Here is a 12253-nt window from a genome sequence, read left to right as displayed (position 1 = left end):
GGCAGCCGGCATTTTCAGGAGGCCTGTGGCTTTACACCAATTAGCCCTGCAGCAATTGAAGTACCTGTTGGGGCCGGGCATTGGCCTGGGACAGTACAGACAGGCCGGCTTGCTGCAACACCTGGGTCCGTGCCAGATTCGCGGATTCCGCCGCGAAATCCGCATCCCGTATACGGCTGTTTGACGCCGACAGGTTCTCTGAGGTGGTGGACAGGCTGGCAATGGTGGACTCGAAGCGGTTCTGGACCGCACCAAGCTCCGCCCGAAGGCCATTGATGGTTTCGATGGCGTAGTCCACCGAGATCATCGCCAGATCAGCGCCGTCCTGAGTGGAAATATCCGTGTCGTTGGCGGAAACCGTATCGGCAGCCGCCGTGGCGGCAACGGTCTGGGTTGTGCCGCCATCGACGGTGATATCCACCGAGTAGTCATTGCCGTACTGGGACGAGAAAATCAGCTCGTCGTTGGTGCGGTTCATGTTCACGGCAATTTCGGTGGTGGGTGTCTGGGCATTGACCTGGCCCAGGACGTCTTGAAGCGAAGTGGCGTCCGTCACGTTCACGGTGGTGACGGTAACGCCGTCGGGGTGGGTCAGGTCAATGGTGAAACTGGCCGTGCGGCCTTCCTCAAAGATGGTTTGCAGGGTGTCGGTACCGTCGTCTTCTTGAAGCAGGTTGGTGGTCTGGCCAATAACGGAACCGATCTGGCTGCCCCGGGCGTCCAGGCCGCTCACGCTGATAGTCTCGCCGGCATTGGCTCCCACCTGGAAGGTCTGGGTGGGCAGGCTGCCATCCAGTACTTTCAATCCGTTGAATGATGTTTGACCGGCGATCCGGTTGATCTCGGCAATCCGTTGTTGGACTTCGGCATTCAGGGCTTCACGGTCGGACGGGCTGTTGGAGGCGTTGGCGGACTGAACGGCGAGCTCACGGATCCGTTGCAGGTTGGCGGTGATCTCATCCAGCGCCCCTTCCGTTGTCTGGGCGAGGGAAATGCCGTCGTTGGCATTGCGCTGTGCCATGTTCAGGCCCGAAATCTGGGACTGGAAGCGTTCGGAAATGGCGAGTCCGGCGGCGTCGTCCTTGGCGGAGTTGATGCGAAGGCCTGATGATAATCTTTGCAACGATGTGTTTGCGTCCCGTTGCGATGCATCGAGATTGCGCTGCGCGTTCAGTGACGCAATATTGGTGTTGATGATCTGAGGCATATCGATTCTCCCAGTTCAGAGACGCCGTTAATCCCATCCCGACCGAATATGGACGTGGGGGCGGCAAAAAGGTTTCTGCTACTTGCCAGTTGAGGCGGTCCAAGCGAGTTCTGTGCCATTTTTATTGTTTTTCTTGTAATGCGTTGAATATTAATGGGTTAATTTTCGACCTCAGAGGTGGGGCGTGCCTGGGTAATCCGGTCGGCGGCGGGTTTTTGCCGCCTGCCAGGGGCGGCCTGGACGCCAGGAGCCGATGCTGATTGGTTCTCCGGCACCCATCGGGCTGCTAAATTGGCTACAGAAATTAACGAGAAAAAACGGCGAGTTGCGCTAGACTCACCGTAGCTGTAACACTTTATGAGATGAGTAGGCTCGGTCTATGATGAAATCACCTGAGCGGGTGCTGGTTACGGGAGCGGATGGTTTTATTGGCTCCCATCTTGTCGAGCAGTTAGTGCGGGCCGGGTTCCGGGTAAAGGCTCTGAGCCAGTACAACTCGTTCAATAACTGGGGCTGGCTCGAAACCGTGGATTGCCTGGATCAGGTCGAGGTGGTCACCGGTGATGTTCGTGATCCGCACTACTGCAAGCACATCACGCGGTCGGTGGACCAGGTATTTCACCTGGCTGCCCTGATTGCTATTCCCTATTCCTATACCGCGCCGGACTCCTACGTTGACACCAATGTCCGCGGCACCCTGAATATGTGCCAGGCGGCGCTGGAGAATGACGTGTCGCGCTTTATCCATACCTCCACCAGCGAGGTCTATGGTACCGCTCAGTATGTTCCCATCGACGAGGCACACCCCCTGCAGCCACAATCGCCCTATAGCGCGTCCAAGATTGCCGCCGATGCCATGGCCATGAGTTTCTACAATGCGTTCGAGTTGCCGGTTACCGTTGCCCGCCCGTTCAATACCTATGGTCCCAGGCAATCGGCGCGGGCGGTGATTCCTACTATTATCGGTCAGATCGCCGCCGGCGAGACATCGATCAAGCTGGGGGACACGTCGCCCACCCGGGATTTCAACTACGTCGAGGATACCTGCCAGGGCTTCCTGGCGCTGGCCGGGGCGGATGCGGCCATTGGTGAAACGGTCAACATCGCCTCGAACTATGAGATATCCATCGCTGACACCCTGGACCTGATCCGAAAGCTGATGGGATCTGAGGTGGAGTTTGTCACTGATCAGCAGCGTCTGCGTCCATCCGGGTCGGAAGTGTTCCGGTTGTGGGGAGACAACCAGAAACTGCATAGGCTGACCGGGTACAGACCTGGCCATTCCATTGAGCAGGGCCTGCAGAAGACCATTAACTGGTTTTCCAATCCGGACAACCTGAACCGATACAAGACCGGCCTGTACAATGTCTAGCCCGTCGATTCGTTCCCTCATAGGCTTTGTCCGGGATTACTACCGCTCGGACGAGTTCATTCCCCTTCACGCACCGGTCTTCAGGGGCAGGGAAAAGCACTACCTGGGAGAAACGATTGACTCCACGTTCGTCTCGAGTGTCGGGCACTTCGTCAGCGAATTCGAGGAGCAGGTCGCGGCCTACACGGCCAGTCCGGCGGCCGTGGCCACGGTCAATGGCTCGGCCGCGTTGCATGTGGCCCTGGGGGTCGCTGGGGTGGGCAGGGGGGATCTGGTGATCACCCAGCCCCTGACCTTCGTGGCGACCTGCAATGCTATCCATTACTGTGGGGCGCACCCGGTTTTTGTGGATATCGATGCCGCCAACCTGGGTTTATCTCCTGCCGCCGTGGCCAACTGGCTGGAAGCAGAGTGCCGTATCGACGAAGGGGGAGCCGTTCGTCACACCGATAGCGGCCGCCGTGTAAAGGCCTGCCTGCCGATGCACACCTTTGGGCACCCGGCCGATCTGCAGGGGTTGTTACAGGTCTGTGAGCAGTGGAACCTGGCCCTGGTCGAAGATGCGGCGGAATCCTTGGGCAGTTTCTACCATGGCCGCCATACCGGAACGTTCGGGCAACTGGGGGTTTTGAGCTTCAATGGTAACAAGATTATCACCACCGGCGGTGGAGGCATGATCCTGGCGGATTCCGGGGATGCCGTACGGGCCCGGCATCTGACCACCACCGCCAAGGTGCCCCATAATTACGAGTACGTGCACGACGACATCGGTTTCAATTATCGCATGCCGAATCTCAACGCAGCTCTCGGGGTGGCGCAAATGGAACAGTTGGAGGGCTTTATTGCAGAGAAACGGCAACTGGCTTCCGAGTACCAGGCGTTGCTGGCCAGCTCGGATCTCAGCTTTGTGGCTGAACCGGAGGGGTGTCGCAGCAACTACTGGCTCAACGCCGTGCTCTGCCCATCACGGCGGGTCCGTGACGCCCTGTTAACCACGACCAACGACGAGGGTGTGATGACCCGGCCGGCGTGGCAACTGATGTGTGATCTCGACATATACTCGGACTGCCTGCGGGGCGACCTGACAGTAGCACGGGACGTTGTCGGGCGCCTGGTTAACCTGCCAAGTAGCGTCAGGTGGTCGGCGTCATGACCAGGATCGCTGTTTTTACCGGAACCCGGGCCGAGTACGGCTTGCTGTACTGGTTGCTGAAGGCCATCCACTCAGCGCCGGACCTGTCCCTGCAGCTGATTGTCAGCGGCTCCCATCTATCGCCGGAATTCGGCTACACCGTGGATGACATCCGGGACGATGGCTTTGAGATCGATGCAACGGTGGAAATGTTGCTGTCTTCCGATAGCCCGGTTGGGGTCATCAAATCCATGGGTGTCGGCCTGATGGGATTTGCCGAGGCACTGGAACGGCTGTCACCCGATGCCGCCCTGGTCCTGGGGGACCGTTTCGAGGCCCTGGCCTTCAGCCAGGCGGCACTGGTACATCGGGTGCCCCTGGTACACCTGCATGGTGGGGAACTGACCGAAGGGGCCTACGACGATCCGATTCGCCATGCGATTACCAAGTTGGCCCATCTCCATTTCGTTGCCACTCCCGAGAGCCGGCAACGGGTTATCCAGTTGGGCGAACCTCCATCCATGGTCCATGATGTGGGCGCGCTGGGCCTGGAGAACGTCCGCCGCACACCGCGGCTCACACCACAGGCATTGTCCGCGGACCTGTCGTTCGATTTCAGTCGTCCTTACATCCTGGTGACCTACCACCCGGTCACCCAGGGGGATGAACAGCCGGAGGGAACGTTCCAGGCACTGTTGTCCGCTATGGACGCCTTTCCCGAACACGGCGTTGTTTTTACCTATCCCAACGCTGATGACGGTGGCCGCCGGATTATCCGTTTGATCGACCAGTATGTGGCCAGCGCTCCCGATCGCTGCCTGGCGGCGAAGTCCCTGGGCATGCAACGTTACCTGTCGGTGGCTTCCGGTGCCGAAGCGGTGCTGGGTAATTCGTCCAGTGGCATCATTGAAATTCCATCCCTGGGCGTCCCGTCAGTGGATATTGGTCTTCGTCAGAAGGGGCGGCTGGCCGCACCTTCGGTCATTCATTGCGAGCCGCACCGACAAGGCATCATGGCGGCGGTGTGTCGTGCCCTGGATCCGGCGTTCAGGGCAGGGGTGGAACACCAGGTCAACCCCTACGGTGATGGCTTCACCAGCGATAAAATAGTCAAACGCCTTTGTGAAGGTATCCAGGCCGGCCCCAAGGCCTTTTATGATTTGCCGGCCCGCCCTGATTCGACGTGATGGGGCCGGGGCACGGAGTGGTGAACGATGATGAACGACAACAATAACGTTACGATAATTGCGGAAGCCGGGGTCAACCATAATGGCGACCGGGACACCGCCTTTGCGTTGGTTGACGTGGCGGCCGCCAGTGGCGCCTCCGCCGTCAAATTCCAGACCTTTAATGCCAGACGTCTGGCAGCGGGGGCACCGAAAGCGGACTACCAGAAGACAAGTGGTACGGAGAATGAGAGCCAGCAGGAGATGCTGGCCCGGCTTGAACTGCCGGAAAGCTGGCATGGTGATCTCCAGCGACACGCCAGGAGCCAGGGAATCGAATTCCTGTCCACTGCTTTTGACCTGCAGAGCTTCCGTTTCCTCAGATCCCTCGACCTGCCGGTCTACAAGGTACCGTCCGGGGAGTTGACCAACGCACCGTTGCTGTGGGCCTTCGCCAATAGCCAGGTACCGCTGATCGTATCAACGGGCATGGCCACACTCGGTGAGGTCGAACAGGCGCTGGCCGTACTTGCCCACGGTTACTGCCATGACCGGGAGCCAGGCTCGGTGGCCGAGATATGGCAGCACTGGAGCCAGTCTTCTGCCCTTGAGGCCCTGCGGGGAAAGGTCACCCTCCTGCACTGCACGTCCCAGTATCCGGTGGCCCTCGAAGAGGTCAATCTGGCGGCGATGGATACCATGGCGACCACTTTCCGGCTACCGGTCGGGTACTCCGATCATACGCTGGGGGTGGCTATACCGGTGGCAGCGGTTGCCAGGGGCGCCAGGGTGATCGAGAAGCACTTTACCCTGGACCGTTCCATGCCGGGGCCCGACCATCGTGCCTCCCTGGAGCCAGACGAGCTGACCGACATGGTCCGCCAGATCCGCACCGTTGAAGCCGCGCTGGGAACTGGACTGAAGCGGGTGCAGCCGAGTGAGTGGAACACACGTCAGGCCGCACGGCAGCAGCTCATTGCCGCTCGCCCTATTCGGCGGGGGCAGGTGCTGGGACATGAAGACCTGGCCACGGCGCGGGCAGGGCAGGGGTTATCCCCCGTTCGATTCTGGGACCTGGTTGGCCGGGTTGCGGACCAGGACTACGCTCCGGGGGAGGTCATAACCACTGCCGGAGGTAACCACGATGTTTGACCGGCCATTCGTACTGCTGGGTGGTGGTGGCCATGCCAAGGTGGTCCTGGATGTGTTGCATAGCCTGGGGGCGACCGTGCGGGGCGTATGCGATCCGGCCCTGGCGGACCGACAGGGGGAGCGCTGGATGGGCATCGAAGTGCTGGGCGATGACGATCGACTCCATGCCATTGCGCCGGCGGGGGTCTATCTTGCCAATGGCGTTGGCATGATGCCAGGCTCCGGCCTGCGCCAGCGGTTGTTTGAGGAGATGACATCCGCCGGGTACGAGTTTCCGGCCCTTATCCATCCTTCGGCATCGGTGTCGGGGAAGGCCCGGATCGAAGTCGGTGCACAGATCATGCGGGGCAGCGTGGTCCAGGCCTGTGCCGAAGTTGGCTGCAACACCATCGTGAACAGTTCGGCCACCGTTGATCACGACAGCCGTATCGGTGCCCATTGCCATGTGGCGCCCGGAGTGATTATCTGTGGCGACGTGACGGTGCAGCAAGGCGCCTTCATTGGCGCTGGCACCACGGTGATCCAGGAGATTACAGTCGGGGCCGGGGCCGTTGTGGGGGCCGGGTCCCTGCTTTTACAGGATGTTGCCGGGGCTAGCATCTATCATTCGGGGCGGAAAGCCCGTTCTGCAAACCGTTCCGTTAGCCGAGGTACGTGATGAAAGATTGGCATTCTGTACTGGTATCCCCCGACACGCCATTAACCGACGCCATTGCCACCCTTGACAAAGGGGCGCTACGAATCGTGCTGGTGGTGAATGAGCAACGCAAGCTGCTGGGTACCCTGACGGATGGCGATGTGCGCCGGGCCCTGATGAAACAGACCTCAATGGACCGACCGGTTGCGGAGGTTATGTGTGACCAGCCCCAGGTGGCCCGGAGCGAGTGGACCCGGGACCGTATCCTCTCGGTGATGGAGCGATCCGAGCTGCTCCAGTTGCCGGTCGTCGACGAGCAGGGCCATCTGGTAGGACTGGACACCCTGCATGGCCTCCTGGAGCGGAACACCATCAACAATCCGGTGTTCCTGATGGCCGGGGGATTTGGCACCCGCCTGAGACCACTGACCTACGATTGCCCGAAGCCCATGCTCAAGGTGGGCGAGAAACCCATCCTCGAACTGATCCTCGAAGGTTTCGTTACCGCGGGTTTCCACCGGTTCTTTATTTCGACCCATTACCTGCCGGAACAGATTCGCAACCACTTTGGCGATGGGCAACGGTGGGGTGTATCCATCCAGTATGTCCATGAGGAAGAACCACTGGGTACCGGGGGCGCCTTGGGGCTGTTGCCCGGGTCCGAGGTGGATTTGCCCCTGGTCATGATGAATGGTGACCTGCTTACCACCCTGGATTATCGCAGGCTGCTGGATTTCCACGACCAGAACCCGAGTGCTGCCACCATGTGTGTGCGGGAGTTCGAATACCAGGTGCCCTACGGCGTTGTTGAATGCGAGGGCCCTTACATTCAGGGGATGACGGAAAAGCCCATCCAGAAATACTTCATCAATGCCGGCATTTATGTGGTATCTCCGGAACTGGTGGGCCAGGTAAAGAAAGGCGAGTGCGTGGATATGCCGACGCTACTGGAGCGGGCGATGGCCCGGGGCGAGAAAATCACGACCTATCCGGTACACGAATATTGGCTGGATGTAGGTCGAATGAACGACTTTCAGCGTGCTCAGGATGAGTATGAAGGAGAGCTGACGTGACGGTGGATAGTTGACATGAAAGATGCCGGACGCATCCTCGCTGTCATCCCCGCCAGGGCGGGCAGCAGGCGCCTGCCCCACAAGAACACCGCCGAGATTGCCGGCCAGCCGATGGTGGCCTGGACCATCCGGGCAGCGTTGAACGCCCGGCTGGCGGGCCACATACTGGTGACCAGTGACGATCCCGAGGTGCTTTCCATTGCCCGGTCGTTTGACGGCGTTCGCGCCGTAGCACGTCCGCCGGAACTGGCTACCGATCACGCCACAACCACAGACGTTTTGAAACACGCCATCGACCATGAGAGCCAGGAGGGGCGGGGCCCCGATACACTGGTATTGCTGCAGCCCACCTCGCCACTGCGCACCGGTGAGGATATCGAGAGTGCCCTGGGCCGGTACTGCAGTGGTGCCGGTGAGAGTGTGGTATCCGTGTCGCCGGTGGAACACCCGCTGGCCTGGTGTGGGAAGGTCGCCGAAACCGGGGAATTTCGGGGCGTGGACTTCTGGTCCGCGCGTCGCTCCCAGGATTATGAGCCCGACTACCGGCTCAACGGTGCGGTGTACGTGGTGGATGTCAGTGACTTCCTCGCTTCGGGGTCATTGTTCACCCCCCGGGTATTGGCCAGTATCATGCCCCGGGAACGTTCTATTGATGTGGATGAAGCACTGGACCTGAAAATCTGTCAGAGTCTGATGGAGCAGCGCTGACTGAGCCTGAAAACTTGCCATGCCGGAAAGAAAACCCTATGTCTGAACCAGATCAGGATGCCGCCCTCGAATACCTGGAACGCAAGGAAAAGAACCTGGCGTACTTCAGGAAGTATCGCCCGGAGCTGCACCAGTATTTCAGTACCCTTGAGCTCAATCACTGCGAACTGGTGGTGACACCGGGGAACCCCGACGTTGATCTTGTTGATCGGGGCCGTTCGGTGTACCTACACCATGCCAGGGACTATTCCTATTCTGAGGTGGACCGTTTCCTGGGGGAAAATCCACCCGACCAGCGGTCTTTCACGCTGGCTCCCCCCTGGGAGGGTTCCTACGCACTGCCACGGTTTGCAATGCGCCTTGTCAGGGAAGCGAGGGACGCATCCCCCGTGACGCCGGAGACGTTCCACGGTTATAAGCGGGGTGATTTTTTTCCATCCGTGGTTTTCCTGGGCTGTGGCCTGGGCTATCACATCGAGAAACTGTCGGAACAGGCGGATATTATCGATGCGGTTGTTTTTGAACCGGATGCGGAACGGTTTGCCCTGAGTCTGTTTACCGTGGACTGGGAAACCATCAGCGCCCGCTTTCGCAAGCAGGGACGCTCGCTGTCGTTCTGCATTGCGGTCAATGACAGTGAAGAGAATGTTCGTCAGGTCCTGGGGAACAAGCTCGGGGAAATGGTGCCCATGTACCCCTACTTCACTACTTATTACAACCATCTTGCTCACGTTGAGCTATCCAGGATTGCCAAGGATCTGGAAAAAGATATCCCGATTCTTGCGGCAAACTGGGGCAGCTACGATTTCGAGATCCGGGCGTTCAACAATATCCTCCATAACCTGCGCTCCGGTGGCCGATACCTGAAGCCGGACCCGGTGGCCCATTCGTCAAGGCCATTGCTGGTTATCGGCAGCGGCCCTTCAATTGATGACCGGTTTGAGGACATCCGGAAGATTCGTGACAAGGTGGCTATCGTCAGTGCCGGCACGGGGCTGAGGGGACTGGTCGCCAACGGGATTCGACCGGATTTCCATCTGGAACTGGATGCCGACTACGCCATCCACGAAATCCTGTCCGATATCGACCCCGAAGTGCTGCAAAGTATTCCATTGCTGGCCGCAATCGATGTTAACCCGCTGGTTACAACGCTCTTTGACCAGACGACCTTCTTTTTCAAGAGGGGGAGCGCTATACCAGGTTGGCTGGGAGTGGGTGAACAGGCCCTGGACAACTGCAGCCCGACTTGTACCAACGCGGCGTTATCAGTGGGTTATGCCCTGGGTTTCCGGAACATTTATCTGTTTGGCACTGACTACGGCTACCGGGATGTCACCAATCACCATTCTGCCTATTCCGTCTACGGGGCCGAGGGAGAAACCAGTTTCTCCAGGTCGTTTCGGGCTGAAAGGAAGGGGCTGAATGAGGATCAGCGCAGTTTTGCGGTGCCGGGAGTGGATGGCGGCGAGGTGCTGACACGAACGGATTACTACACCGCAAAACGTTCCGTGGAGCGGTTTATTGCCAACTGTCAGACGGGGGAGACCACGCTGAGTGTTGCGAACTGTTCCGATGGCGCCGCTATTGAGGGTGCCGACTGGCTCTCGCCCACCGGGTTCCTGGAGGCGGTGAGGGGCTATGACGGATCCGGGCCGGAGGAGGCTCGTCAACTCCTGGGCCACGAGCGTCATCCTCTACCGTCTGAAGGGTTGGACGGGAATCTGGGCCGGCTGCGGCAGGAAATCGCGGACACTGTGGAAGGGTGCCGCAAAGCACTGGGGTTGACCGCTGATTATTCGCGCCGGGATCTGGTGGTCACTGCCAATGCGGTGCGGGACTCCCTGAATCGGGTTGGTGTGTTCAGTGGCCGGCGTACCGATTTAACTGTACAGGTGATGTGCTGGCAACTGCTCAAAGGCTCAACCTATCACTTCCTGCAGGTCGGGCTCTGCCACGGTCTGGCCTGTGAGGAATCTGAATTGCCGGCGTATATGCAGGCGTGGAAGACATCGTTCGACAGATTCCTCGAGCAATTGCCGGATCACTTTGATCGCGTGATCCTGCAGGCCCGGCCGGTGGAATCCGACCCCTGGTTAAAAGCCCGCCTGACTGATGAAGAGCCGAGGGTTTAACTTCGAAATAGAGTTTAACCTTTTGATATTTAATTGGTTACATTTAATAACAAAGAACGATGTTTTTTTTCTAAAGGAATTCCCGGGCGCGCCGTTAAGCAGTACAGCGGGGCGGCGTACCCACTAAGCAGAGAACGGGCGCCAGACCTCTTTCAAATGAAGCAAAACTATTTGTCGGAGAAGTACTATGGCTCTCGGAATCAACACGAACGTTGCGTCACTCATGGCACAGAACCAACTGGGCAAGTCCCAGAGCCTGTCTAACCAGGCTATGGAGCGTCTGTCCTCTGGTCTGCGCATTAACTCCGCCAAGGATGATGCGGCCGGTTTGGCAATTTCCACTCGTTTCGACACCCAGATCCGCGGTCTCCAGGTGGCGTCTCGTAATGCCAACGACGGCATTTCCATGGTTCAGACTGCAGAAGGTGGTCTGGACGAGACTGTGAACAACCTGCAGCGTATCCGTGAGCTGGCTGTCCAGGCGGCTAACGGCTCCAACTCAAATGAAGATCGTCTGTTGCTGCAGGCTGAAGTGGACCAGCGTATTGCCGAAGTCACCCGTATCGGTACCCAGACCGAATTCAACGGCCAGTCCGTACTGGATGGCACTCTGGGCTCCGCCGTGTCCTTCCAGATTGGTGCAAACGCTGGTCAATCCATCGAGGTTGGCTTCGATAACAGCATGACTGCGGGCGCCGCTGGTCTGAACGTGTCCTCCGTCAGCATCAGCACCGCTTCCGGTGCCGAAGCGGCTCTCAGCGCTATCGATAATGCACTGAGTTCGGTGAACTCCTTCCGGTCTGACCTGGGTGCGGTGCAGAACCGCTTTGAGAGCACCATTGCCAACCTGCAGACCAACATTGAGAACCAGAGCGCGTCCCAGAGCCGGATTCTTGATGCGGACTTTGCGGCCGAAACGGCCAAGATGTCCAAGGCCCAGGTGCTGCAGCAGGCTGGTATCTCGGTACTGTCCCAGGCCAACGCCCGGCCGCAGCAGGTTCTGTCCCTCCTGCAGTAACAGGGGACGAACGGTAACAGTCGGGCTCTTCGGGGCCCGGCTTTACGCCGTTTGAGGATAGCGAGGTAAGCTATGAATGGCGTTAACCTGAATAGCCCGGATCTGAAGCTGGTTCGCTCCAGTGAGCAAGCTCCGGCTCGGGCCATGTCGTCATCTCAGGCCGAAGGCAGGAATGCCTCCGACCTGGCGGCTTCATCTGCGGACAGTGCGGCGAAAGTTGCCACCTCTCCTCAGCCCAGCGAGCCCTCCCGGGCTGAGCGCCTGAAGGAGCGTAACAGGGATCAGCGGGAGGATTTGGATTCCGCTGTTACCCAGTTGAACGATTTTGTTCAGAGCGTTCAGCGGGACCTGCAATTCGAGGTGGATAGCGATGCCGGTCAGACCATTGTGAAGGTGGTTGATCAGGAGACCCGTGAAGTCATTCGCCAGATTCCGGATGAGGTTGCCCTGAGGTTGGCAGAGAACTTGCAGCAGGACGAACCGCTGTCGTTGTTTAATGTGAAAGTGTAGGGCTTTTCTTCCTCACGACATTGGGCAACGGTATACAGCACCGCCGCACCCGAGAGGGGCCGGCGGTGTCTTGCTTTCAGGGAAACATCTATAGTGGGTTTACAGGCCGTTACAAAATAATGCCGGATTTCGACGGATAAAGGGCA

11 protein-coding genes are annotated in these 12253 nt (G+C 58.9%); 10 read left to right on the top strand and 1 reads right to left on the bottom strand.

Translation table 11 applies throughout. From position 1 onward, the window contains the following. Window positions 1-40: 40 nt before the first annotated feature. Window positions 41-1207, bottom strand: coding sequence for a flagellin (locus ACJO3T_RS05060; RefSeq protein WP_406962153.1), 1167 nt, complete (start codon window positions 1205-1207; stop codon window positions 41-43). Between the two features lie 379 nt (window positions 1208-1586). On the opposite strand from ACJO3T_RS05060, the gene ACJO3T_RS05055 reads away from it, so the two are divergent. The 10 genes from ACJO3T_RS05055 to ACJO3T_RS05010 all read left to right on the top strand — a co-directional run bounded on the left by ACJO3T_RS05055 (window position 1587) and on the right by ACJO3T_RS05010 (window position 12107). After that, entirely contained in the window at window positions 1587-2579 is a 993-nt protein-coding gene (locus tag ACJO3T_RS05055) for an NAD-dependent 4,6-dehydratase LegB (RefSeq protein WP_406962155.1), read from the top strand. Beyond that, window positions 2572-3732 (top strand): LegC family aminotransferase, encoded by a 1161-nt coding sequence (locus ACJO3T_RS05050; RefSeq protein WP_406962157.1) that lies wholly within the window; start codon window positions 2572-2574, stop codon window positions 3730-3732. The genes ACJO3T_RS05055 and ACJO3T_RS05050 overlap by 8 nt, the downstream gene beginning before the upstream one ends. Then, window positions 3729-4898 (top strand): UDP-N-acetylglucosamine 2-epimerase, encoded by a 1170-nt coding sequence (neuC, locus tag ACJO3T_RS05045; protein ID WP_406962159.1) that lies wholly within the window; start codon window positions 3729-3731, stop codon window positions 4896-4898. The genes ACJO3T_RS05050 and neuC overlap by 4 nt, the downstream gene beginning before the upstream one ends. Before the next feature lie 27 nt (window positions 4899-4925). Beyond that, a complete protein-coding gene (gene neuB / locus ACJO3T_RS05040) occupies window positions 4926-6029 on the top strand; it encodes an N-acetylneuraminate synthase (protein WP_406977965.1) in 1104 nt (367 codons plus the stop codon). Further along, window positions 6022-6687, top strand: a complete 666-nt coding sequence (locus tag ACJO3T_RS05035) for an acetyltransferase (protein ID WP_406962163.1) — start codon at window positions 6022-6024, stop codon at window positions 6685-6687. The genes neuB and ACJO3T_RS05035 overlap by 8 nt, the downstream gene beginning before the upstream one ends. Continuing rightward, a complete protein-coding gene (locus ACJO3T_RS05030) occupies window positions 6687-7739 on the top strand; it encodes a nucleotidyltransferase family protein (protein WP_406962165.1) in 1053 nt (350 codons plus the stop codon). The genes ACJO3T_RS05035 and ACJO3T_RS05030 overlap by 1 nt, the downstream gene beginning before the upstream one ends. A 15-nt stretch (window positions 7740-7754) precedes the next feature. Beyond that, a complete protein-coding gene (locus ACJO3T_RS05025; RefSeq protein ID WP_406962167.1) occupies window positions 7755-8447 on the top strand; it encodes an acylneuraminate cytidylyltransferase family protein in 693 nt (230 codons plus the stop codon). Between the two features lie 38 nt (window positions 8448-8485). After that, window positions 8486-10579, top strand: a complete 2094-nt coding sequence (locus tag ACJO3T_RS05020; RefSeq protein ID WP_406962169.1) for a motility associated factor glycosyltransferase family protein — start codon at window positions 8486-8488, stop codon at window positions 10577-10579. 187 nt (window positions 10580-10766) lie between these two features. Next, window positions 10767-11597, top strand: coding sequence for a flagellin domain-containing protein (locus tag ACJO3T_RS05015; protein WP_406962171.1), 831 nt, complete (start codon window positions 10767-10769; stop codon window positions 11595-11597). A 72-nt stretch (window positions 11598-11669) separates the two neighbouring features. Then, entirely contained in the window at window positions 11670-12107 is a 438-nt protein-coding gene (locus ACJO3T_RS05010) for a flagellar protein FlaG (RefSeq protein ID WP_406962173.1), read from the top strand. Window positions 12108-12253: the final 146 nt, after the last annotated feature.

The sequence above is a fragment of the Marinobacter shunpengi genome (assembly GCF_045449715.1).
In the GTDB taxonomy this organism is placed as follows: Bacteria; Pseudomonadota; Gammaproteobacteria; order Pseudomonadales; family Oleiphilaceae; genus Marinobacter.
Note: the sequence above shows the minus strand (reverse complement) of the source record. Positions and strands in the feature narration are given on the sequence as shown.

Coding starts and splice junctions, on each gene's coding strand:
- ACJO3T_RS05055 (WP_406962155.1), top strand. CDS start 1,587: ATGATGAAATCACCTGAGCGGGTGCTGGTTACGGGAGCGGATGGTTTT.
- ACJO3T_RS05010 (WP_406962173.1), top strand. CDS start 11,670: ATGAATGGCGTTAACCTGAATAGCCCGGATCTGAAGCTGGTTCGCTCC.
- ACJO3T_RS05020 (WP_406962169.1), top strand. CDS start 8,486: ATGTCTGAACCAGATCAGGATGCCGCCCTCGAATACCTGGAACGCAAG.
- ACJO3T_RS05030 (WP_406962165.1), top strand. CDS start 6,687: ATGAAAGATTGGCATTCTGTACTGGTATCCCCCGACACGCCATTAACC.
- neuB (WP_406977965.1), top strand. CDS start 4,926: ATGATGAACGACAACAATAACGTTACGATAATTGCGGAAGCCGGGGTC.
- ACJO3T_RS05035 (WP_406962163.1), top strand. CDS start 6,022: ATGTTTGACCGGCCATTCGTACTGCTGGGTGGTGGTGGCCATGCCAAG.
- ACJO3T_RS05050 (WP_406962157.1), top strand. CDS start 2,572: ATGTCTAGCCCGTCGATTCGTTCCCTCATAGGCTTTGTCCGGGATTAC.
- ACJO3T_RS05015 (WP_406962171.1), top strand. CDS start 10,767: ATGGCTCTCGGAATCAACACGAACGTTGCGTCACTCATGGCACAGAAC.
- ACJO3T_RS05060 (WP_406962153.1), bottom strand. CDS start 1,207: ATGCCTCAGATCATCAACACCAATATTGCGTCACTGAACGCGCAGCGC.
- neuC (WP_406962159.1), top strand. CDS start 3,729: ATGACCAGGATCGCTGTTTTTACCGGAACCCGGGCCGAGTACGGCTTG.
- ACJO3T_RS05025 (WP_406962167.1), top strand. CDS start 7,755: ATGAAAGATGCCGGACGCATCCTCGCTGTCATCCCCGCCAGGGCGGGC.